Annotated in this window: 18 protein-coding genes and 2 CRISPR repeat arrays; of the genes, 12 read left to right on the plus strand and 6 right to left on the minus strand. The window is 63.5% G+C overall.

Translation table 11 applies throughout. The annotated features are described in order from the left end of the window. Window positions 1–14: 14 nt before the first annotated feature. From AAG895_RS17775 to AAG895_RS17785, 3 genes are all read right to left on the minus strand, one after another. Entirely contained in the window at window positions 15–1,094 is a 1,080-nt protein-coding gene (locus tag AAG895_RS17775) for a tetratricopeptide repeat protein (protein ID WP_345793301.1), read from the minus strand. A 241-nt stretch (window positions 1,095–1,335) separates the two neighbouring features. Then, window positions 1,336–1,527 carry a DUF3820 family protein gene (locus AAG895_RS17780; RefSeq protein WP_345795331.1) on the minus strand — a complete coding sequence of 64 codons (192 nt, stop codon included), beginning with the start codon at window positions 1,525–1,527 and terminating at the stop codon, window positions 1,336–1,338. 29 nt (window positions 1,528–1,556) lie between these two features. After that, window positions 1,557–2,159, minus strand: a complete 603-nt coding sequence (locus AAG895_RS17785; RefSeq protein WP_345793302.1) for an HD domain-containing protein — start codon at window positions 2,157–2,159, stop codon at window positions 1,557–1,559. Between the two features lie 461 nt (window positions 2,160–2,620). Between AAG895_RS17785 and AAG895_RS17790 the strand changes: the two genes are divergently transcribed. After that, window positions 2,621–3,157, plus strand: a complete 537-nt coding sequence (locus AAG895_RS17790) for a hypothetical protein (RefSeq protein ID WP_345793303.1) — start codon at window positions 2,621–2,623, stop codon at window positions 3,155–3,157. Between the two features lie 33 nt (window positions 3,158–3,190). On the opposite strand, the gene cas2 (AAG895_RS17795) is transcribed toward AAG895_RS17790, so the two are convergent. The 3 genes from cas2 (AAG895_RS17795) to cas1 are packed head-to-tail and all read right to left on the minus strand — an operon-like array spanning window position 3,191 to window position 5,843. Continuing rightward, window positions 3,191–3,469 carry a CRISPR-associated endonuclease Cas2 gene (cas2, locus tag AAG895_RS17795; protein WP_345793304.1) on the minus strand — a complete coding sequence of 93 codons (279 nt, stop codon included), beginning with the start codon at window positions 3,467–3,469 and terminating at the stop codon, window positions 3,191–3,193. After that, window positions 3,466–3,732 (minus strand): CRISPR-associated endonuclease Cas2, encoded by a 267-nt coding sequence (gene cas2 / locus AAG895_RS17800; protein WP_345793305.1) that lies wholly within the window; start codon window positions 3,730–3,732, stop codon window positions 3,466–3,468. The genes cas2 (AAG895_RS17795) and cas2 (AAG895_RS17800) overlap by 4 nt, the downstream gene beginning before the upstream one ends. Before the next feature lie 20 nt (window positions 3,733–3,752). Further along, the gene (gene cas1 / locus AAG895_RS17805; RefSeq protein ID WP_345793306.1) at window positions 3,753–5,843 is read right to left on the minus strand and encodes a CRISPR-associated endonuclease Cas1; all 2,091 of its coding nucleotides are present in this window, start codon (window positions 5,841–5,843) and stop codon (window positions 3,753–3,755) included. Between the two features lie 245 nt (window positions 5,844–6,088). Further along, window positions 6,089–6,956: a CRISPR direct-repeat array (repeat unit 36 nt; unit sequence GTCTCAATCCCCTTCTGAAGCTCGGGGCAGTCCGAC). A 462-nt stretch (window positions 6,957–7,418) separates the two neighbouring features. Here cas1 and csm6 point away from each other — a divergent pair. The 11 genes from csm6 to AAG895_RS17860 all read left to right on the plus strand — a co-directional run bounded on the left by csm6 (window position 7,419) and on the right by AAG895_RS17860 (window position 22,911). After that, window positions 7,419–8,564, plus strand: coding sequence for a CRISPR-associated ring nuclease Csm6 (csm6, locus tag AAG895_RS17810; RefSeq protein ID WP_345793307.1), 1,146 nt, complete (start codon window positions 7,419–7,421; stop codon window positions 8,562–8,564). A gap of 114 nt (window positions 8,565–8,678) precedes the next feature. Further along, window positions 8,679–9,728, plus strand: a complete 1,050-nt coding sequence (locus AAG895_RS17815; protein ID WP_345793308.1) for an RAMP superfamily CRISPR-associated protein — start codon at window positions 8,679–8,681, stop codon at window positions 9,726–9,728. A 12-nt stretch (window positions 9,729–9,740) separates the two neighbouring features. Continuing rightward, on the plus strand, window positions 9,741–12,737 hold the full coding sequence (gene cas10, locus AAG895_RS17820) for a type III-B CRISPR-associated protein Cas10/Cmr2 (protein ID WP_345793309.1): 2,997 nt from the start codon (window positions 9,741–9,743) through the stop codon (window positions 12,735–12,737). 3 nt (window positions 12,738–12,740) lie between these two features. Next, the gene (locus AAG895_RS17825; RefSeq protein WP_345793310.1) at window positions 12,741–13,898 is read left to right on the plus strand and encodes a type III-B CRISPR module-associated Cmr3 family protein; all 1,158 of its coding nucleotides are present in this window, start codon (window positions 12,741–12,743) and stop codon (window positions 13,896–13,898) included. Window positions 13,899–14,025: 127 nt separating this feature from the next. Continuing rightward, window positions 14,026–14,955: a type III-B CRISPR module RAMP protein Cmr4 gene (cmr4, locus tag AAG895_RS17830; protein WP_345793311.1), complete on the plus strand. Its 930-nt coding sequence runs from the start codon at window positions 14,026–14,028 to the stop codon at window positions 14,953–14,955. Window positions 14,956–14,970: 15 nt separating this feature from the next. Continuing rightward, entirely contained in the window at window positions 14,971–15,360 is a 390-nt protein-coding gene (gene cmr5 / locus AAG895_RS17835; RefSeq protein ID WP_345793312.1) for a type III-B CRISPR module-associated protein Cmr5, read from the plus strand. Between the two features lie 9 nt (window positions 15,361–15,369). Then, entirely contained in the window at window positions 15,370–16,659 is a 1,290-nt protein-coding gene (gene cmr6, locus AAG895_RS17840) for a type III-B CRISPR module RAMP protein Cmr6 (protein ID WP_345793313.1), read from the plus strand. Between the two features lie 90 nt (window positions 16,660–16,749). Beyond that, window positions 16,750–17,916: a TIGR02221 family CRISPR-associated protein gene (csx2, locus tag AAG895_RS17845; protein WP_345793314.1), complete on the plus strand. Its 1,167-nt coding sequence runs from the start codon at window positions 16,750–16,752 to the stop codon at window positions 17,914–17,916. 2 nt (window positions 17,917–17,918) lie between these two features. Further along, window positions 17,919–18,905, plus strand: a complete 987-nt coding sequence (cas6, locus tag AAG895_RS17850; RefSeq protein WP_345793315.1) for a CRISPR system precrRNA processing endoribonuclease RAMP protein Cas6 — start codon at window positions 17,919–17,921, stop codon at window positions 18,903–18,905. 196 nt (window positions 18,906–19,101) lie between these two features. Continuing rightward, complete coding sequence (gene csx16, locus AAG895_RS17855; RefSeq protein ID WP_345793316.1) at window positions 19,102–19,434, plus strand: CRISPR-associated protein Csx16; 333 nt, start codon at window positions 19,102–19,104, stop codon at window positions 19,432–19,434. A 152-nt stretch (window positions 19,435–19,586) separates the two neighbouring features. Then, a CRISPR array of direct repeats spans window positions 19,587–20,176; the repeat unit is 36 nt; unit sequence GTCTCAATCCCCTTCTGAAGCTCGGGGCAGTTCGAC. Window positions 20,177–20,589: 413 nt separating this feature from the next. After that, window positions 20,590–22,911: a hypothetical protein gene (locus AAG895_RS17860; protein WP_345793317.1), complete on the plus strand. Its 2,322-nt coding sequence runs from the start codon at window positions 20,590–20,592 to the stop codon at window positions 22,909–22,911. Window positions 22,912–22,923 lie beyond the last annotated feature (12 nt).

Here is a 22,923-nt window from a genome sequence, read left to right on the forward strand (position 1 = left end):
GGTCCTCGCCGGGCTCAGCGCTCGCGGCGCATCTTCACCGCCGCCTCGTACTCGCGATCGAGCCCGGTCCCGGCGTCGCCCTTCGGATCGAACATCCGAAAGCCCACGTGCATGTACGCCAGCAGCGCCAGGCCGGAGAACTCGCCTTCGAGGTTCTGCAGCGTGTAGCGCACCGCCGGCTTGTTGATCTCGAGCCCGTTGCGGCCGAGCAGCGCGATCTCCATCACGATCTGCCCGACCTTCGCCTGGTCGAGCTTGGCGAAGCGATCGAACGCCGCCTGCATGTACATCACCGCGTCCATGCGCAGGCCGCCGTCGACCGCCGCGCGCATCTCCTCGTGACCGATGCGCGTGAGCGCCTCCTCGGCCATCTCGCCGGCCTGGTGCTCGGGGAAGCGCTTGAGTACCGCCTTGTACTGCTCGGCCGCCTCCTTCACGTGCGACGGCCCGAGCTCTTCCAGGCACTGCGCGAGCCCGAGCTGCGCGCCCGGGTCGGCCGGCGCCAGACTCGCCGCCTGGCGGAAGAACGGCAGCGCCTCGGCCGCCCGGCCGGAGCGCATCAGCACCGCCGCCAGGTTGCGCTTGGCGAAGGCGTTCTCGGGCTCGACCTTGACCGCGTCGCGCAACGCGTTGGCCGCCTCGTCGGCGCGCCCGGTGCGCGCGAACGCTACCCCGAGCGCGATGAACGCGTTCGCGTGCGTGGGGTCGAGCTTGACCGCCCGCTGCAGCGGGGCGACCGCCTCTGCCGGTCGCCCCAGTTCGGACAAACACAGCCCGTGGCTGTAGGCGAGCTCGGCGTCGTCCAGCATGCCGTCGAGCGCCTCGAGCACCGGCAGCGCATCCTCCAGGAAGCCGTTTTGCAGCAGCCCCAGCACGTAGGCCTTAGGCTCGACCCCGCGCTCGGGGACCGCGACCACGCGCACGAACGCGTCATCGACCGCCACCACGGCCTGCCAGCCGCGCGCCGCGTAGTCGAGCGCGTAGCGCCCGATCACAGCCTGCTCGAACTCGGCCGTGCCGCGCGGCGGCAGGCCCGCCGGGTCAAGGTCGTCGAGCGGGATCTGGAAGATTTCGGGGGCTTGGCGGGTGGTCATCAGGAGTAGCGTTTCTGAAAGGATGTATGCGGCCGCGATTGTCTCATACGGAACCCCGCGCCTCGCCCGCTGCACACCGTGCGAACTAACGCCCTAGCAGCGAACAGTCCATTGCCTCATCAATAGGCAAGGTTCGCACCCCCTTGGCTGGCATCGGATCGCGGCACTTATCCACAAGCCCGCTCACACCTCTATCCCCGATGGCTGGGGACAACACAGCACACATTTGGCGCTAAGCCATCTAGTCACTCGCGCCCTTACCACGCCTGCGCAGTGGCTCAAGCAGTCCGGCCAGATTGTTGTGGTCAAGCTCATGCATCAAGGCCAGCAACTGCCCGAGCTGCCCTGATGGAAAGCGCTGCCTTGCAAACCACGCAACATAATTCCCGGACAGGTCAGCGATGGTCCGGCCCTTGTACTTTCCAAAGGGCATCTCACGAGCAAGCAGCACTTCCGAATAGGTCACGGCACCCGGTTTCGCGCTTCGGCAAGCTCCAGCACCGCCGCCAGATCGCGCCGCAATGCAGCTTCCAGCGCCGCAGGTACCCGTCCGCCAAAGGCCTCGACCAACTCAATGTAGTACCACAGAGATCCGTCCTTGCCTCCCGTGAAACGCGCCCACACCGACTCACCGATCTCCGTCAAGTCCAGCAGGATCGCCTGCAGGTTGGCCAGCTTGTCGCAAGCGGAGACGAGAACGCCGTCGCCTTCTGCGGCGTACAGGTGGGCAAGGTACCGCTCCTTCCGCTCGCGCCAGGGGCTTTTCTGCCCCTGGGCATCGGGCAGGCCATCGGTGCAGAACTGCACGAGGTCCAGGACCTTGCCACCAAACGCTTCGCGGATCTGATCCGCCCACTGCGGACCACCGTCTTCGAGGACGTCATGCAGCAGCGCGGCGATTACTTGATCCTCGTTGCCTCCGTAGCGTTGCACCAGGGTCGCAACCGCGACGGGATGCGTGATGTACGGCAAAGATAAGCCGAGGGCGTTCTCGGTCCCCTTGCGAACCTGGCCTTCGTGAGCGCGAAGCGCGAGCGACAAAGCGCTGTCGAACTTCTGGGTCATCAAATGGGCTCCTGAGTGGTCGTTTTTCGATTGGAATTTTCCGACATCCAACGCTCCCCAGGTGCGCCCCCTCAAAGATTCTTTCCGCATGAACTGCAAAGATCTCACTCCGGACTGTGCAACCGATTCCATAGCATCGATCCATCGCTATCTGCCTCGAACGCAGTCAATCGGCATCGAATCCGGCGCTTCACAAACGACGCCGGATCCCACCCTGACAAAGCCAATGCAGACTCGAACGCCAGCCGTGTCGCAAAGCCAGTCGCGAGCCATGGCAGCTGCCATGTTGCCGCCATGGCTGAGGACAACTACGCTATCCCGCATGCCACCACACACGTCTCCGATACAGTGCGACATGCGCCGCACAAAGTCCCGCAAGCGAGTCGATCAACGTCCTCTTCATCGACGCGCTCTCTCACCGCAACCATAACTGAAATCAGTTTCGAAAGACCTTTTCGATCATGACGGTAAGACTGATACATGGCGATGTACTTGACGCCACCACCGAGGGCTTGATCCTCACGATTGATGGCACACGAAAAGGCCTCGAAGGGAATCTTGCACGCGCTTATGCTCGACGCTGGCCAGACTCCTTTGAAGAACTTGGTTATGAGATCCCTTATCCTCTTCCGCTGGGCAGAGCGGTCGCGGTACGTATCGAGGACGACAGCCCATTTCGTGTGATTGTGCTTGCGTCCACCCTTCACCACCTTGATGTCCTCGACGAACGACAGAAAGTCGCGGTCACCACCAGTGCCTATTCAGAGGCCATTGCTCTTGCCCGGAGGTTCAGACTTCGCAGCATTGCCTCAGCGGTGCTGTCAGGCGGCTGGCGATTACCCGTCAAGGCGGCGCTTCATGCCATGCTGACCGTGGCAAGGCCTTTCTCAGAGCAAGAATCGGCACTGAGTGTGGAGATCCACTTCAAGGAAAAGAAGGATCTTAATGACGCTGTAGCACATGCGAATTCGATCGCTTTCCCGCTGCGACCGGAATGAGATCCCCGCACAAAAGATCCATTCAATTACGAATCAAAACACCCATCCATCCCGATGCCGGAGTCTTCCCTTGGCATCCCAGGCGAGGGACAGCGCATGATCCTTCTCGCACAAGGGATATAAGCGAAGCTTGTCCTCGACGGGATCGAGCACACTGCGCAACGCCGCCGACAGAGCGTTCTCGCGACTGGAGTCCAGTTCGCACTCGAAGACACTTTTCTGGACGCGCTCTCCATATCCCTCGAGCAGCATCGCGACGCGCCGTCGGCGTCGGTGGTCGGAAATATCGTAGGCGACGATGATACGTCTCACACCACCACCACCCGTTTGTCCTCGCTTCGTCGCCCCGGCCCGCGCCATTCGACTGCCGCAGCGCACCAGGCACACAGCGGATAGGCCCGCAGCGAATCCGTGCGCAGATCCAGCGCCTCGGCCAACCGCGCCAAGTGGAAGCGGGCTTCGGGGAGGGTCAGAAAGCACTCGAACACCGAGTATTGAACCCGGTCACCAAGAGCGTGCAGCGCGTGCTCGATCCGTCGTCGCCTGCGCGCATCGGCGACGTCGTAGCTCACCATCCAGAGCCGCCGCTCCATGGTCACTTCGCGAGATAGGGTCGGTAGGAGGCGCCTGCGCCCAGCGAGCTCGCGTAACGCGCCACTTGGGCACGCATTACACGGAACAGACAGGCCTTGCCCATGCCTTCGGAACACGCCAGCGGCGCCGCCAGCTTGGCCTCGAGCCGGGCGATGAGCAACTGCCTCGCAGCCGGGAGCATCTTGCAGTTGGGTTGATTCGCGTCAGGCACCACAAAGTCATCGACGGGGCTCAAACTGTGTTTGCGTGCAATCGCCAGCACCACCGCATCGACGGCGAGCGGCCGAAACTCCTCCATCAGATCGAGGACAAGCGCGGGGCGACCACTCGTAACCGCATGCAGGTGACCGAAGCCCGCATGCAGTCGGGCAACACGAACGATAGCCTCCAGCGTGTGCGACAGCACGGCATAGCCATAGGACAGCATGGCATTCATCGGATCATGCGGTGGCATGCGATTTCGTCCCTTGAATGCCCAGCTCTCCGGCAGCAATGCAGACAGGGCAGCGAAGTAAGCGCGCGCAGCACGCCCTTCGTGCCCGCGTAATTCATCCAGATCACCGACCCGATCGAGGCGGTGCAGCACCCGATCAAGCACCCCGATACCCTTCGCAACCCGCTCCGACCCATCGCGGCGCGAAAAGCTGCGCAGCACTGCGCGGCAATTGTGCAGCTTGCCCATGATGCAGGCCCGCGCCACATCGAGCCCGAACACCGCGTCGTCCTGACGTTTGACCTGCCTTGCGATCAGCGCCATGCTCGCCTCCGGCGCTCCGTCGAGCACTACCGGGTTGATCCCGTTCGCATCGGCGAAAGCCATCATCACCCCGTGATCGCGACAGTGTCGGATGATGGCCGTGCTCACCATCGCATTGCCATGCACCACAACCTGGTCGAGCAAACGAAGCGGGATTCGACCGATGACATCCTGCCCACGGCTGACCACCAGTCGCTGATCTTGTCGGGCCAGGCGCACCCCCTGACTAGTGATGTACACACTTCGCGGCAGAGCCAGCCCGTCGCTCTCGTCATCAAGGCGAACTGCATCAGGATCGCCGAGTTCTGCGGCCTCGGTGAGCGGCACATCGGTTTGCTCGCCCACCTTCGCGGGCTCGACCAGCCCGGTCTCGGACACCTGACCTGGGCGTGGCTCACCGCTCAGCGCGGCGACTGGCAACGAATTCACCGGCAACACCCAGCTGGCGGCATCCGGGTCAACCGCAGTCACGCGCTCCCCCTCGAAGCGCACACCGAGGAAGCGAAAGCCCGCCTGAAAATGGGTGATGCGGGATTTCTCTTCGTTCAGCTTCAGATGCAACTGGTCCAGCACCCCACGTATGAGGACCAGCGCGGCCTCCGCTTCCGCCCGGCTTCGGCACAGCACCAGAAAATCATCTGCGTACCGCACCAAGGTGTGATCGGCTCGGGCAAGCGCGTTATCGAGCGTGTGCAGGTACAGATTCGACAACAAGGGCGAGATCGGCGAGCCCTGGGGCACGCCCGCGCGGCGGGGGTGCAGGATCTTGTCCTTCGACGCCGGCGCTGCGAGCCATTGTGCGAGCAGCGCCGTCAGGCTGTCATCGGGCAGGCGCCGTCGCAGCATCGACAGCAAGGTCGCGTGATGAACACTGTCGAAATAGCGTTCGATGTCCGCATCCACCACCCACCGCAATCCCTGATCACGACAGTCCACGATGCGCGCAGTCGCCTGCTGCACCGAGCGACCGCTGCGGTACGCAAAGCTCGCATCATCGAAATCCGGGTCCAGCAGGCGCGTCAGCAACTGCGCCACGGCAGTCTGCAACACCCTGTCGCTCACGGTCGGGATCGCCAGTGAACGCAGCCGTCCGTCGGGCTTCGGGATGTCGACGCTCAACAAGGGTTGCGGCCGGTACCGCCCGGCCGCAACCTCGCCCCGCAGTGCCGCCAGACGAGACAGCGCATCGTGGTGATATTGGTCCACCGAGACGCCATCCACTCCCGGGCAACCTGCGTTCGCGTGCACCCTCGCCCACGCATCCGCCAGTGCGCCCTCGTCGCACGCCTGCGAGAGCAAGGTCTGTTTTTCCGCAGGATGTTTGGCAGGCGACAAGATCGGCTCCCACAGGGTGGATGAGCCGAGTCTGCCTTGCTCGCGAAAGTATCGCCCCGGATGGCAAGCTTGCGCCGGCAGGCACCGACTTGCACGGTAGCGCGCGGTGCGCCGAAGGTCGTCATGAGGAAATCTGGCGTCTGGAAACGTGCAGCCCCGGCCCCTGGAGTGAGAAATCATCCCTCCCGACGCTGACGGCGAGAGGGCAGTTGCCGCAGCGCCGGAGGCCAAGCCATGACCCGCGAGTCTCAATCCCCTTCTGCAGCTCGGGGCAGTCCGACGTTTCAAACCGGTAGGGTGACAGGGGTGCTCGTCGTCTCAATCCCCTTCTGAAGCTCGGGGCAGTCCGACGAATTACCGGAAGCGGTACATCTCGGAAGGTAGTCTCAATCCCCTTCTGAAGCTCGGGGCAGTCCGACCAGCAAGTTCATTCCCGTCAACATCAACGGCAAGGTCTCAATCCCCTTCTGAAGCTCGGGGCAGTCCGGCGTTGTTAGACTTATCCCCGGACTTGCCACATGGAGTCTCAATCCCCTTCTGAAGCTCGGGGCAGTCCGACAGCCGACAAGGTTCTCGAGTATTTCCCCGAACGGGTCTCAATCCCCTTCTGAAGCTCGGGGCAGTCCGACCACGCATACAGGGTGTACCGCACAATCGGAAACGTCTCAATCCCCTTCTGAAGCTCGGGGCAGTCCGACCTTCACCACCCAAGGAGGAAACCATGGGTGAGCTGTCTCAATCCCCTTCTGAAGCTCGGGGCAGTCCGACGGTTGACGGCAGTGTTGATCTTGGCATCGATGGCGTCTCAATCCCCTTCTGAAGCTCGGGGCAGTCCGACGTCTTCATCGACACCCCCGCGACGCCCCATCTCGTCTCAATCCCCTTCTGAAGCTCGGGGCAGTCCGACGATAGTGACATGTGCATCGACGGCGGTGAAGCGTCTCAATCCCCTTCTGAAGCTCGGGGCAGTCCGACTGCCCTATGACGGGCGAGCAGTACATGGAGGGGGTCTCAATCCCCTTCTGAAGCTCGGGGCAGTCCGACAACGGGAACCCGCTCTTCCGTCACCCGCAAAATGTCTCAATCCCCTTCTGAAGCTCGGGGCAGTCCGACTCTACCACGATAAACTTGCGTCCTGTCAATGACTTAGGAGGCAGTTTCCGAGCGATCCGGAAAAATATCCTTTACGCATTCAACGCCAAGCTCATTTCTCCTCATTTCCTCTTTCCATTCAATTGGTTGACGATCTTCACGGAAAGTCCAAAACACGCCCCATCGCTCGAACCCGCAACGTTGCTCCACTGAGGTACAAGATGCTCGAAGAGAAGGCTCACTCCCGCAAGGCATGACGGGATGCATTCTTCGAACCCCGCCGACCGTGACGGTCGGCAGAACGGGACGCAGGATCGAATCCCTGCAAAGATTGACCGAAGTTTGCCCGGTGCTTCGAATCGGCAACAGGGCGCCAGAATAGCGGTTGTCACGGACTGACTCCGTCCGGCAAGCTTGCCATGAGCCACGCATCGCATCCGGTCCTCTATAAAGCCGGAATACGCCGAAAGAAACGCCGCCATCATGGATAACTGCCGTCCATCCTCCTACCCACGTCGCATTCTTCTTGCCGTTACCGGTCTGTCGCCACAGGTCGTGACCGAGACCCTGCATGCGCTCGCGGTCGGCAACGACGATCCTTTCGTGCCCACCGAGATTCACCTCATCACCACCGGCGAAGGTGCGGAGCGTGCCCGCCTCGCCCTGCTGTCGGACAAGCCCGGCTGGTTCCACCGCCTGCGCAAGGACTTCGACCTGCCGGAGATCACCTTCGATGCCGAGCACGTCCACGTGTTGCGCGACGTCGGTGGGCACAGCCTCGCCGATATCCGCAGCCCGGCGGACAACCTCGCGTGTGCAGACTTCATCACGGAGAAGGTGCGCGAACTCAGCGCCGATCCCGACAGCGCCCTGCATGTATCCATCGCAGGCGGACGCAAGACCATGGGTTTCTTCCTGGGCTACGCGCTGTCGCTCTTCGGCCGCCCGCAGGACCGCCTGTCGCACGTGCTGGTGTCCGAACCCTTCGAGAACAGCTGGGACTTCTTCTACCCCACGCCCTACGAGAACATCATCGAGACGAGCGCGAAGAAACTCGTGGACACCCGCGACGCCCGCCTGAGCCTGGCGGACATACCCTTCGTCGCCCTGCGTCACGGCCTGCCCACCGCACTGCTCGACGGCAGCGCACGTTTCGAACAAACAGTCAGCGCGGCACGGGCTGCACTCGGCCCCGCCTCGTTGGAGGTCGACCTTATTAGCCGTACGGTGCGGGCCGCTGGGCGTTCTTTCCAGCTTCCCCCTGCCGACTTGGCCCTGCTGACCGTCTTCGCGCGTCGCGCCATGAAAGATCAACCCGCACTTCCCGCACCGCCCAAGGACGTTGCCGACCCCGAATGGAGTGAGCGCTACCTAAAGGAACTCCGGACTATTTGCGGCCCCCTCGGCGATCGCGATGCCACCGAACACTCGCTACACAGAGGCATGGACGGGCATTACTTCTCGATGCGGCTATCGAAGTTGCGCAGGCGGCTGAAACGCGAACTGGATATTGCCGCTGGGCCATATCTCATTGATGATGGTGGAAGCAAGCCACACCGCTACAAGCTCGCATTGCAGGCAGACACCGTTCGGATAGTTGATTCACGGCGCATGGCAAGCTTGCGTTGAGCCAAGGCCTCATTCAAGGCGCTCACACTCGATAAGGCAGGCATATATCGCGCCAAGTTCTCCATCGCGGCGTCGGACAAGAGGCGCTGCTAGGGCCAAGACCAGGAACGAAGAATGATCAAACAGACCTACCTCCTGAAACTCGCCAGCCCTGCATTCCTGGGTGGCGCCGACCAACGCGGCGCTTGGCGCACGCCGCCGATCAAGGCCCTCCTCCGCGAGTGGTGGCGCATCGCGATGGCACACAGGCTGGGCTACGACCATCGCCAGATCAAGAATCACGAGACTCGACTTTTCGGCACAGCAGCGGACGAAGCCGGCGGCGAAAACCATCGCAGCCAGATCCGCCTTTCGCTCGCGCACTGGCACGAAGGCACGATGCACTCGCATGAACCGCTGCCCATGATTTACCACCCCGAGGCAGAGCGCGCCAAGAATAAAGTGGAGCCGCTGAACTACTTGGGCTACGGGCCGATTGATCGCGGCAAGCTGAAGTTTGGAGCTGCGCTCCAATCCAAAGAGAGCAACATCCTCCGTATTGCGTTGCCCAACAGCGAATCTGAATCTCCCAACCTGCAATGCGCCCTCACCCTCGCCCATTGGTTCGGCACTGTCGGCGGGCGCAGCCGCAACGGCTGGGGCTCGATAGTTTGGGCGCCCGAAGAGGGCACGCCCACGCTTGCGCCCCTGAGCGCGTCGGCACTGGAGGCATCCGGCTGCACCCGCGCGCTCGAACAATCCTTGGAGGTCGACTGGCCGCACGCTATCGGCAGCGATGGCGCTGGTGTCCTGGTGTGGCGTAGCAGGGAAACCTTCAGGGACTGGCACGAGGCGATGACCTTCCTCGCACGAACCAAGATCGCCTTTCGTACTCACCTCGAGTTCAACGGCGGGCAACCCCACCCGGCAGCACAACCCCGCCACGCACTCGCCTACCCCGTCACCAACCACAAGGTATCGGCCTGGGAAGGCAGCGGCAAAGGTCGCCTCGCCAACACATTGCGCTTCAAGCTCCACATCGAAGCGGAGGGTCGCCTGCGCGCACTGATCTATCACACGCCTTGCAAGCCAACCCTCCCCCATGCTGACCTCGATCTGCTCAACACTTGGCAGCGCGTGCACCGCTTCCTCGACGCTCAGCCCACACTCGCGCGTCTCGCCTGACCCGGAAACGCCATGACCGACACCACGCAAAACATCTGGCTAGCCAAACTCGCGGCTTGGACCCAAGCCCCCGCCGAGAAGGCCTTGGGACTCCTCCGCGACCCCGCCGGCCAGGAAGGCGGTAGAGTACGCGCGCTGCAACAAGCCCTCTTCCCCAATGGTCTGCCAGAGGCGCTGGCCGTGCATGTGAAACGCGCTGACCACTGGGCCCGCGCTGCAGACCGTCCACACTTTCCCCGCAGCGAAAAGGACGGCCGCTACGCTGCCTGGACACAGGTGCACTACGACCAAAGCCCGGTGCTCATCCACCCCCTCTCGGGTACCCAATTCGACCTCAAGACGCTCGGCATCGACGCCAGTCAGATACGCAGCCTATCGACCGATCAATTCCAGACACTGATCGAACGCGATGCCACTGGCCGGCCCGATGCCCGCCGAACTGCGCTCGCCTTCTGGCGCTTCGGCCCAGAGCTCGACACCAACGGTCTGCGCGCACTTTGGCAGCTGCTGCCCGCCGACACGCGCATCCCCGACCACACCATCTGGACGCACCTCGACCTGTCCGCCGCCTTCGCCTCGTCCTTTGCCGCCGATGCCGACGCCAACCCGGCGCTGCTGTCGATGGCCTTCGGCCCGGTGCAGGACTTCATCGCCCAGGCGCGCACCACCTCCGACCTGTGGGCCGGCTCGCACCTGCTCTCGCGCATCGCGTGGGCGGGCCTGAAGGTGATCTGCGAACGCCTCGGCCCGGACGCGGTGATCTTCCCGCAGCTGCGCGGCGTGCCGCTGGTCGACCTCTGGCTGCGCGACGAGATGGGCGTGAACGCCAAGCGGTTCCTCGACTGTGAATGGGCGGAGCATCGCACCGACGCCAACCCGCTGTTCGCCGCCGCGTTGCCCAACAAACTGGTCGCCATCGTCCCTGCCGGTCAGGCGCAGGCACTGGCCGAAGCCATCACCCGCGCGGTGCGCGACTTCGTACGCGACACCGCCCAGGGCATGCTCGCCGATCTGCTCGACGCCGCCGACATCGACAACACGCCCGAGTTGCCCTGCCACGCCCAGCTTGCCGCCCAGCTCGGCGGCTTTCCGGAAGTGCACTGGGCAGCCGTACCCTTTGCCCCGCTGGTAAGGGAAGGCGAAAAGACACCGGACGTCACCGAGCTGAACAAAGCCGGCGAACCTTTCTTCGGCAACGGGGGCTTCCTCGCCAGCCCCGCGTGGCAGCGCCTGCAGAAGCCGCTTGAGCTCGAAGGTACGCGCTTCTACCGCCCCAACGCCGGCGTGCTCTACCCGGCTCTCTACGAGTTGCTCGACCGCGTCGTCGCCAGCGCCAAGAGCGTGCGCGTCGCCCCCCAACGCCCGAATGGTGGCGATCAGGGCTATCGCTGCGACCTCACCGGAGAAGCCGAATGGCTCACCCACGACCGCAACCATCTCGCCATTCCAAAGGGCGAGCGCAAGAAAACCGACACCCTCTGGAACCGCGCCATCAACAAACGCCCCGGCCTCAGCCGCAAGGACGAACACCTCTCCGCACTCGCCATGCTTAAGCGCATGTGGCCGCGCTGGTTCGTCGAGCACGAACTGGGCACATGCGACATAGACGTGCGCCGCTTCGTGGTGTCCACGCACACTCTGGCCGTGTCTACCTCGCTCGAGCATTGGCTAGCGGAGGGAGCGCCGATCGGCAACGCCGGTCGCGAGCTGCTGGTGAAGGCCGACGAAGCCGAGCGCGACAACGTCCTGGACTACGCTGCCCTGCCGCGCCGCCTGATCCGCAAACTGATGGGCGGAAAACTCTTCGACGCCGAACAACGCCGCCTCGCCCGCGCCTTGCCAGCGCTGATGGAAAACGACAGTCCCGACGACCCCGAAGCCCGTAACGCAAGTGCAGATCTCGTCCGCAAACTGCTGGGAGACAAACCCGAAGCCTATTACGCGCTCATCCTGCTCGACGGCGACAAGATGGGTGCATGGATCTCCGGCGGCAGCGAGGCCTATCCCCTGCCCACCCGCGACACCTTCCACCCGCAGATCCGCAGCCATCTGGCCGCCCACTTCAACCGCCGGGAGCTCACCGAATACCTCGACGCCGCCCGTGCCGTGTCGCCCAGCCGTCACATGGCGATTTCCAGCGCGCTCAACAGCTTTGCGCTCTCCCTTGCGCAGGACATCGTCGAGAACCGCTGCAAGGGCAAGCTCCTCTATGCCGGCGGCGACGATGTGATGGCGCTGGTTGCGGTCGATGACCTGCTCGCCTGCCTCACCCTGCTGCGAGCCGCCTACGGCGGGTTGTCCTTGCATGACAAGGACGACCCCAAAAAACCCGGCCCACTGGCCGGATCGCTCCAACTGGACCTCGACGGGCTCACGCTGGGTGGCGGCCACGCCCTACTCGGCAGCCGCCTGCTGCGGCTGATGGGCGAGCACGCCACTGCCAGCGCGGGCGCGGTGATCGCGCATCACAGCGCCCCGCTCGGCGCGGTGCTGCGAAGCCTGCGCGAGGCCGAAAGGCGCGCCAAGAGCAAGGGCGGACGCGACGCCTTCGCCATCACGCTTATGAAGCGCGGTGGTGGCGCCACCGAGCTCACCCTGCCGTGGCGGCTCGACGAACATGCCATTGGGCACAAGCCAACGCTGGACGGTTCACCGATGCAGCTACTCGCCAGCCTTAGCGCGCTCTTCGCCGGCGACGACACCTCGCGCAAGGCCGCCTTCGTTACCCAAGGCTGGATGCCACATCTACCCACGCAGATGGAGACCGCAACACTGAGGGCATTGCTCGCCCACAACTTGGCCCATCGTCTGGAACGCCAAGGCGCACGGAAAGATCTCGCCGACGAATATGGCGGCAAGCTTGCCACGCTCGCCCTGCATCCACGGCTGGTTAACACTGACTCAGGGATCACGCCCGACCAGGTCGTCACCGACGTGCTGGCGGTCGCCGAATTCCTCGCCCGCGAGAGCCGCGCCCACAAGAACAAGCTGATCGCCTTGGAGCACTGATCCATGCACGAGATCGCCCACACCCTGCTCATTGAGCCGCTGGATGTGCTCGTCCTGCGCGGCAATAAGCTCTTCGCCGACGCAGGCAGCCACGGCGAAGCCGTAATGCCACCCTGGCCCTCGGTCGCCGCCGGCGCCCTTCGCAGCCGCATGCTGGCCGACGCCCGCATCGACCCGGCCGCATTCGCTGCTGATCGCGCCGATATCGAACCTGCGCTTGCCACCAGCCTTGGCAGCGTCGAGGCACCCGGCACGTTCCGCATCGCTCACTTCGGCCTGGCCCGCAACACGGGCAATGCCGACGCGCCCGCGTTCGAAGCCCTGCTGCCCCTGCCCGCCGACCTCAGCGTCGACCAGGCCGAGCGCGCCACCACGCTGCAGCCCACGCAACTGCATTCGGCACTCGCCAGCAGCCACCCCCTGCCGCTCACACCGGTGCTGTGCCAGCCCGAGGCTGGCAAGCCCAAGGGTGGCCTGTGGCTCACCGTCGCCGGCATCCTTGCCTGGCAGCGCGGCGACGCCCTCGAAAAGCGCAAGGGCCATTGGGTAGCTTCGTCCGACTTGTGGCGGCTCGACCCACGCCTTGGCATCGCACTCGAAGCCGGCATGGGGACCGTCGCCGAAGGGCAGCTCTACACCAGCGAAGCGATTGCACTGAAACCCGGTGTCGCTTTTGTGACGCGCGTGCAGGGCGCGCACGGCGTCTTACCGCAAGACGGCCTGTTGCGCTTCGGTGGCGACGGTCACGGCGCGCACGTGCGCGAGGCCGCATGCGCTCTGCCGGCGTGCGACAGCGCCGCGCTGGCACGCGTCGGGCGCTTCCGCCTGCTGCTCACCAGCCCCGGCATCTTCCCGCAGGGCTGGCATCTGCCCGACATGAACGGCAACCCGGGCGACGGTCGTTGGCATTTTCATGGCGCCTCGGCGCGACTGGTGTGCGCTGCCGTGCCCCGGCTCGAAACCGTCTCCGGCTGGGACGTCGCCCGCCGCCAACCCAAGCCCGCGCTGCGCGCCGCGCCTACCGGCAGCGTGTACTGGCTTGACGACTTCCAGGGCGACCCGTCCGCGCTCGACGCCCTGCAGCGCGACGGCCTGCCCTGCGACGACCGTACCCGCCGAGCCGAAGGGTTCAACGCCTGCCTGCTCGCACACTGGAACTGAGGATACTTCGCATGCGGAAAGACGAACTCGGATCCATCGCCCAGAAGACAGAGCCATGAAAAGGCTGGATACAGCAGCCGGTCACCTTCACAACGTCGCCCGTTGAATCGCATCGAGGAAAACCCCCATGTTCCAAGCCCACGCCGCACTTTTCCTGTACGCAACCAGCCCGGTTCACATGGGTTCCGGCCAGGCCTTCGGCCTCATCGACAACCCCATCGCCCGCGAGCGCCACTGCGAGCACCCGGTGTTCCCTGGGTCCGGCCTCAAGGGCGCGATCCGCCATCGCTTCCACAGCCTGCCCGGCTGGACCGAGGACGAAAAGGGCGAGAAGCTGCTCGACCGCCTGTTCGGACCCGAATCCCGGGCGGCCACGCTTCACGCCGGTGCCATCAGCCTGGGTGATGCCCAACTCGTCGCCTTCCCGGTACGTTCGGTCAAACAGGGGTATGTGTACGCCACCAGCGCCCACGCCTTGGCCCGTGCGGCCCGCCTGCTCGCCCAACTCGGCGTGGCCGGCATGCCTGCAACGCCCACTGCACTCGCGCCCGGCCAGACCTGCGTGGCCAATCCCGAGCTGCTGAACACCGACAAATTGCATCTGGAGGCCTTCGAATATCGCAACGACGCGCCCCAAACCGAGAAACTCGAGAAAGTTGCCCGCTGGCTGGCTGACAAGGCCCTACCCACCGGCGACGCCCACGCCTATTTCCGCGACAAGTTCGCCCGCCATCTGGTGCTGCTCGCCGACGAGGACTTCAACTGGTTCAGCAAGAACGCCACCGTGGTAGAGCCGCATGTCCGGATCAACAACAATACGGGAGCCGCCGACAGCGGCGGCCTGTTCTACACGGAGAACCTCCCGCCCGAGACGCTGATGCTGGGCAGCCTGATGGCCAGCCGCGAACGCAGCGGCAAGGACAACGGACTCGACGCCCAAACGGTGCTCGCACAGGTCATCGGCGCCATTAACGGCCAGTTGCTTCAGGTCGGTGGCGACGCCACCACCGGGCGTGGGTTGGTCGCCGCGCGTCTCATCAATGGCGTCAGCCTCTGAAAAGGGAGATCCGTGATGAGCACGCCCGCCAAAAGCACCAAATCAGCCCCGGTCACACTGGAGCAGAAACGCGCCCAATACGCTTGGCAGTACGCCGAGAGCGGTATCGGCGTATCCGGCGACAAGTACCGAAATCTTGCCAAAGCCGCCCCCGCTCTGATCATGAACAATGGGCTGATGCAAACGTTGGCATTCCTTAACAGCAAGAACGAACGCCACCATCAAGCACTCGCGGAACACATCCGTCGCTGGCTCAGCGTAAGAGGTGGTGGTCCTGATCGCGATGTGGGCTTCGAAGCTGGCATGAAGGCAATGCTGGACTTCGCGCCCGACCAATACCGCCAAGCCACCGACGAAGCCCTGCTCATCCTGCGCTGGATCCGTCAGTTCGCCGCTGCGCTGTGAGGACCCAAAATGGCTAAACCCTGCATTCCCAGCTATGTGAGCCAAGACTTCAGTGCGTGCCCTCCCGGCCATCGCTTTACCCTTTATTTCGACCTCTGGTCGAGCGAACAGGAGGAATATCGGCTTGAGCTCGCGGAATGGGCTGCGAATGGGCGCAGAGGTCGTGAGCCCCAACAGCCCCTCACCCGAGAGGACTGGATCATCCCTTCCAAGCGGAAGACCGAAGCGGCCCAGCGGGCCTGCGTTCTTCCGGATGGAAGCCGCGCCGCACTCAAGGCCCTCTGCGAACGCCAGAGAACGCTGGCGGCCAGCGTCGGCGTAACGATGTTCGCCCATCCCGCCCGCCTCACCGCCCCACTCGCCACCGGGCTTGGCAACGAGCACCCGCTGGAGAACGGCTTCGCCTTCCTCAGCCCGCACGGCCTGCCCTATCTGGCTGGAAGCGGACTGAAGGGCGTGATCCGTCGTGCCGCCGAGGAACTCGCCAGCGGCGAATGGGGCGACAGCGCCGGCTGGAATAAGGACGCCATCGACATCCTGTTCGGTCTTGAAACCGAATCGGGTGACACCGAAGCCACCCGCACCCGTGGTGCCCTAATGTTCTGGGACCTCTTCTTCCGGCCCGCCAGCGACAAGGCCCCGCTGCTCGCGGTGGAAATCATGACGCCACACCACTCGGGCTATTTGCAGGGCAACGGCACCCCGCACGCCAACGAGCAACCCAACCCCATCCCCTTCCTCGCCGTCGCCGCAGGCTGCGAATGTACGCTGTACGTCCAGTGCAACCCCGCGCAGATTTCCGCCGATGCGGGCGCGATGCGCACCGACTGGCCCACGCTGCTCGCTGCCGCCGTCGAACATGCCGGCGAATGGATGGGCTTCGGCGCCAAGAGCGCAGTCGGCTATGGGCGAATAGGTCAGGACCAGGCCTTGAGCCGCAAGCTTAAACAGGAAGCAGCCGAAAGGGCCGAGAAACAGGCACGCGAGGCACGCGAAGCCGAGTTGGCCACTCTTAGTCCCCAGGCACGCACCATCGCCGAGTTCGTCGAGCGCTGCAGAGATAAGCAAGGGAGTGGCCGCAAGGACCAGTACAACCCTGGAGGCGGCCTGTTCTCCACAGCACTGCAGCTGAGCAAACAGGCCTTGGACGAAGCCCGGCAATGGAGCGGTGCCGACCGCATCCGGTTGGCCGATGCACTCACTGAATGGCTACCGAAGGTGATTGAAAAACTCGACCGCAAGGACGACTGGAAGGACGCCCGCAAAAGGCTGTGCATCGCCGCCCTGCGGGGCGAATAAGCATGTGCATCCTATACCAGCACGACGCACGGAACAGCGTGCTTGGCTCACGGATCGCTGGACGCTAGTGCAATTCAACGGAAACTGCGCATGACCACCCTCATCAGCTTTCTCGGCAAGGGCCGCTACGAGAAAGACGGTTATCGCAACGCCAAGTACCGCTTCGACGAGGCCTTCGTACGCGAGGTGCCGTTTTTCGGCTTGGCGCTCAACGACTATCTCAAGCCCGACCGGCTGATCTTGGTCGGCACCTCGGGCAGCATGTGGGACGTCTTCTTCGAGCGCGAAGCCAGCCAGAGCGACGATTCGCTACTCGAGCTCATCGAGGCCGTCGAGTCCGACACGGTCGATGCCGCTCTCCTCGACGGCCACGCGGGGCGCCTGTCCGAGCGCTTGGGCCACCCGGTCGACTGTGTCCTGATCGACTACGCCCGCGACGAGGCCGGCCAGGCCAAGCTGCTCGGGCAGCTCGCAGCGAGCCTCACCGAGGGCGAGCACATCGCCATCGACGTCACCCACTCTTTCCGCCACCTGCCGATGCTGGCACTGATCGCCGCGCGCTTCCTGTCACGCGTGCGCAACGTGCTCATCGAAGACATCTACTACGGTGCTTACGACATGAAGGACGCGGCCAGCGACGAGGTGCCGGTGCTGCGCCTGAAGGGCATGCTGAAAATGCTCGACTGGGTCGATGCCCTGTCGAGCTACGACAAGGACGGCGACTACAGCGTCTTTTCCGGCCTGCTTGCCGAGGACGGCATGCCCGAAGGCCTGGCGCGCATCCTCGAATCCGCAGCGTTCCAGGAGCGTGTCAATCATCTCGAAGGCGCCAAGCAAAAGCTCAGTGCCTCACTCCAGGCCATCGCCACTCACCATGGCCCGCTCGGCAGCCTCTTCCGCCCCGAACTCGAAGCCCGCGTCGCTTGGGTGCGCAAGCCCGAACGTGGCCAACGCGAACTCGCCCTCGCGGAAGCCTACCTCGCTCGACGCGACTATCTGCGCACTACCATCTTCCTGCTCGAGGGTCTCATTACGCGCGAAATCGACCGGCGCAAGGGGATCTCAAAAAACCGCGACGAGCGCGAAGAGGCCCGCAAAGCGCTGGGCCAGGACAACAAGCAGTTCAGAAAACTTGAGTGGCTACGCAACGCCCTCGCCCACGGCCAGCGCTCGCAGGACAACGACACCGCCAAGCTGCTCAACGACGAGGACGCCCTGCGCGAGGCGCTCAAGCGCTTCATCCGCGTGCTGGCCTGACCATGCCGCCCGCCCAAACGCTTCCCCTTGCTCGCTACCGCTACACCTTCCGCGTGCGCGAGCCCCTAAGGTTGCCGAATTATGCCGGGTCCCTCCTGCGAGGCCAGTTCGGTGCATCCCTGCGTCACATCAGCTGCATGACACAGCAGCCCACCTGTGAAGGCTGCCCGCTGCTCAGCACCTGCCCCTATCCAGCCGTTTTCGCGGCGCCGGCGCCCGAGCGCCACGACATGCAGCGTTTCAGCCACATTCCCAACCCCTACGTGATCGAACCACCTCCGATCGGCACCACGCAAGTCGAACGGGGCGGCACCCTCGCCTTCAACCTCGTCCTTTTCGGGCGGGCCCTCGATCACCTCCCGCTGATCAGCTTCGCCCTGCAGCGCGCAATCGAGCAGGGACTTGGCGCAAGCCGTGTGTCTGGGATAATCGAGCGCATCGAAGTGCAGAATGCCAGTGCGTTTTCCGAACCGGACTGGTCCGGTATCTGGCGGCGGGGCGACTCGGCCATTGCACCGCATCAGGCGTTGATGACTGTTGCCGCCACCCCATCGTCGTCGGCTGCGCCCATCACGCAAGCGAAGCTGACCTTCAAAACGCCTCTGCGCCTTCAGCACCAGGGCCAGCCCGTGCGCCCACACGCGTTGTCCCCACGCAAGCTCATCGCAGACCTGCTGCGACGCATCACCCTGCTGGCCGAATTCCATGCCGATCGACCCAACTTCATCCCGAACGCACCCGAGCTTGTGCGACACGCTGCCCGGCTCGATCAACGACATGATCTGCACTGGCACGACTGGTCGCGCTACTCCTGCCGCCAGCAGCAGGAAATGACACTAGGCGGCGTGCTGGGCACATGGACACTGACCGGCGATCTCGAGCCGCTGATGCCCTGGCTGAGCTTGGGCCAATGGCTGCACGTCGGAAAGAATGCCACCCTGGGCCTCGGCGCCTACCACCTCGAGACCTCACCTTCCACGAACGCATGAACGTATCGCTCGCAACAACTGCCCCAATCATGCGCGTCCCTGTCCCGATCGCAGCGCGATCGGGACTGCTTTAACGGCAACAGATGCCCACCTCGCCGATGCCGTCGGACAAGCGGGCGGCCGAGCACTGCCGGATCGAACACAAGGAGGAGAACCTTATGAACGCGAAAGCCAATCTCTCAGGACTTCAAAGCACATGACCACCTGGTTCGTCACTCGCCACACCGGGGCCATCGAGTGGGCCCGGCGCAAAGGCCTGGAGATCGATCGACAGGTCGATCATCTCGATCCGGACGCCGTCGCAGCGGGAGATACGGTCATCGGCATCCTGCCGGTCAACCTGGTCGCCCGCGTCTGCGAGCGAAAGGCTTGCTACCTGAATCTGTCGCTGGACCTGCCTGCAGAGGCGCGTGGGCGAGAGCTCTCAGCCGACGAACTCGAGGCCTACAAGGCTCGCCTCGAGGCCTACTTCGTCGAAGCAAGGCCGCACCGATTGCCAGGCGAACATGAAGGGCCGGATTGCGAGTAGCCGCACCCATTCCGGCGGGTTGTTACGCTTCTGCGCTCCTCGGGTCGTAAATGAACCGCCCGAGCAGGGGAACGCACATAGGAGTTTCAACCCCCCCGCGAGAACCCGGGGTAAAGCAAACCGGCGCACAGCCCACGCCGAGCATGCCGGAAGTTTCACGCCCCTTCTGAAGCTCGGAGCAGTGCGACTGCACCGAAACGGTGATGAACGTCGCTGGTGAGTCTCAGTCCCCTTCTGAAGCTCGGGGCAGTTCGACCCTGGAGAAACATGCATCCATCGACCTTCGACGTCTCAATCCCCTTCTGAAGCTCGGGGCAGTTCGACGGAGCATCTCAACCCAACCTGCCCGTACTGCGGGTCTCAATCCCCTTCTGAAGCTCGGGGCAGTTCGACCGCTATCTCCGGTCTCAAGGCAACGTTCGCGTGTCTCAATCCCCTTCTGAAGCTCGGGGCAGTTCGACCTGGTCTGGTCCAAACCAACATTGTGCGGAATCAGTCTCAATCCCCTTCTGAAGCTCGGGGCAGTTCGACAAGAGAAAAAGCAGGCAATCTTCATCCTGCTCGAGTCTCAATCCCCTTCTGAAGCTCGGGGCAGTTCGACTCCGGAAGTTCAACCTCTCTCCGGACGGCACGCTGTCTCAATCCCCTTCTGAAGCTCGGGGCAGTTCGACTTTGTACCGATGCTGAGTTGACCGTGAACGGTCGGGTCTCAATCCCCTTCTGAAGCTCGGGGCAGTTCGACTCTAGCATGAAAAAGCTCAATTCTGTCAATGGCTTGCAAGCGCAATTCTGCACGATCTGCGGAATAATGATTTCATCATTATCAGAGACGCCCTGAAACACTGATTTCCACTTTTAAAACAAAGCGTTGACGATCTCTTCTCCACGCCGCGACACTCCTCCCGGACAAGCCACATCAACACCCCACCGAAGCCCCATGGAATCCCGCCAGCACCGTGGGCCCAGCGCGGGCGGCGCGACAAGCTTGTCATGTGCCCATCGCCTTCGTTCACATGCGAGAATCCACATGAACAGGGCATTTGCCGGCCGGCGATTCGAACGAGACGTTTTCCGTCTCGCTGGTTGCGTCGATCGGATTCGCCCCTGCGACAGCCTCGCGCTGCAGACCGAATTCCACTGGCCGGAGATTTCGAAATGTTTGATCCCAAGGACGTTCTTCATCACGCATTTCTCTACTCCGCATTCGAGGCAAGCCCGGAGCACGAGGGCATGTTGCAAGACCTGCGGCGGGCCGTCGAGGAGAATCTGGGCCAACATCCTGGACTATTGAGAGCGTTCGACGAAGCATGCATCCGGGGCGCGCGGGCGCGCGCACTGGCCGCCAAACTAACGAGCGTGCTGAACAAGAATGGCGACACCGACGCGATTGACGCCTGGCTGACCGAGCACGGCGGTCGGGACGGACAAATCCTAAGACACCTCGGCATCACCCGGGCCAAGTGGAACAACCGCCGGCAGCATCACGCTACCGCAAACCCGAACAACCACACCAGCACGATCAATCAGGTCCACATCCCCGCCGGGGCGCATCACCCCAACAGCCTGCGCCATCTGGCACCGAGCGCGCACTGGCGGGTACTGATCGACGAAACCGGCCGCCACTTCGATGAACAGGCCGACGGTCTGAACATCGGTGACTGGTCGCTGGGGCGCCTGGTCGCGCTGGCCATTCCCGATCGGGCCGATCTTCCCGAACTTGGTCCGTGCCACTCCGCAGACGAGAGCGTCGAAGCCGTCGATGCAGTCGTCCAGAATCTGCTGGCGCATCGCGTGGGGATATTCGGCTTTACAGTGAAGGATCCCGCCATCCTCGCCAATCGCTGGATCAGCCACGTGGCGCTACTCGTGCGCTGGGTGCTTGCGCAGTTGCCGCTCGAGGCGGGCAAGGCTCCAGAGGTGGAGATTCTGATCGAGCAGAACCGGGGCTACACTCCCGATGTCGACTTGCGCGTCCTGCGCGAGATTCTCGAGAGCGACTTCCTGCGCTTGGCTGCGGAACGCTACAAGGGACTGCGCCTCAGCATCGGCTTCATGGACAAGGATTTCCCGCAGAACTGCTATGTCGATGCGATCGCATTCACCTGGGGCAGCCAGGCGGCGGCCAGCAGGGACCGACTGAAGAAGACCGCGTGGCTTGGCAGTTGCTTGCTGCGCCCTGCCGACCAGGCCCTCGAGCGCCTTTATCTTGCGCTGCACGCAGGTAGGGAGCTGCCCGCTGCACAGTGGTATGAACTGTGCGCGGCGGCAGCTTCCGAACCCCCAGGCGGACTGCTCAAGTACGCCCTCGACAAGTTGGGCAGACACCGAAGCGACCAGAAGCACCTGACGAATTACTGGAACGCATGTCTCGGTGAAGTGCGTCAGCGCATGCAGGCAAAGACCTTCAAGTTGCACGAACTCGGGGAAGCGCTCGCGTGGCTGCAGACATGGGCGCCAACGGGCAGCGGACTTCCCCCTGCGGAGGCGCTTGCGCTGGAAACCAGCCGTCTGGCGCTGGACAATCACCGTGGCGACCTTGATCAAGCCCGACTCCTGCGGTGCATCGAGCTTTGCAAAACCTTGCATGACGAAGCGCCGGCGGAAGCGTGCGAGGCCATTCTGCGCATCGCCGTATCGACTTCGAACGTCTTCGAATTCGATGTCATGCGGGAAACAATCGAACAGTGGCTTGCGGAACCAATTGCCGTGCCGGGCCTGCTCAATCATGCAAAGCTGCACTCGACACTGGGGCAGATCGAGGCATTCGCGGGCAACAGTTCGGCGGCGAAGCAGCACTTCGAGCGCGCAATAGCGGCCTTCAACCGCCTCAGCAACTCCGATCAGGCCGAGCGGGAAATCGCTCAGACCCGTAACTACCGCCTCATTGCGGCCCTCGACGATCCGGGCCAACCCATGGACCAGCTCGAGAAGGACCTGACCGAGCACTTCAGGAAGCTAATCCACAAGGGGGCACCCGATGCGATCAGTCGATCGCTGGCTCAAAGCGGGCAGGAAAAGCGGTATGCACATCACCTGTGGCTTCGCGCCCTGGTCGCTCACCCCGAGACGTTCAAGGTGGCTCGCGATGCCTACCTCGGCGCGCAGCCCCAGTGGAAGTCGGAGCAAGACCACCCTTGGCCGCTGATCAACGCCTATCGCGGCTGGCTGCTTCTCGACGCAGGACAGCACACCCCGGCGAAACGCCAGTTCTCGATTGCAGTCCAGCAATGCCGCAACGAGGATAACGGGCCCACGCTGCAATGGATGGGCAAGGTTCTTCACGTGGTCGCTCAAGCACTCGGCGTTCCGACCGGCATCACGCTGCCCCGGAACATGACGGCAGATCTCCAGCAACGCCTGCCCAACGCACCACACCAAGCGCTGACTGCGTTTGAAGCACAAGCCAGCACGGGGAACTGCAGCATCGACGACATCCACGTCGCATTGCGGCAGTGTCTGCCGTTCAACTTCCACTGAGCCCCCGCCGCC

This window comes from Thauera sp. JM12B12, from assembly GCF_039614725.1.
In the GTDB taxonomy this organism is placed as follows: Bacteria; Pseudomonadota; Gammaproteobacteria; order Burkholderiales; family Rhodocyclaceae; genus Thauera.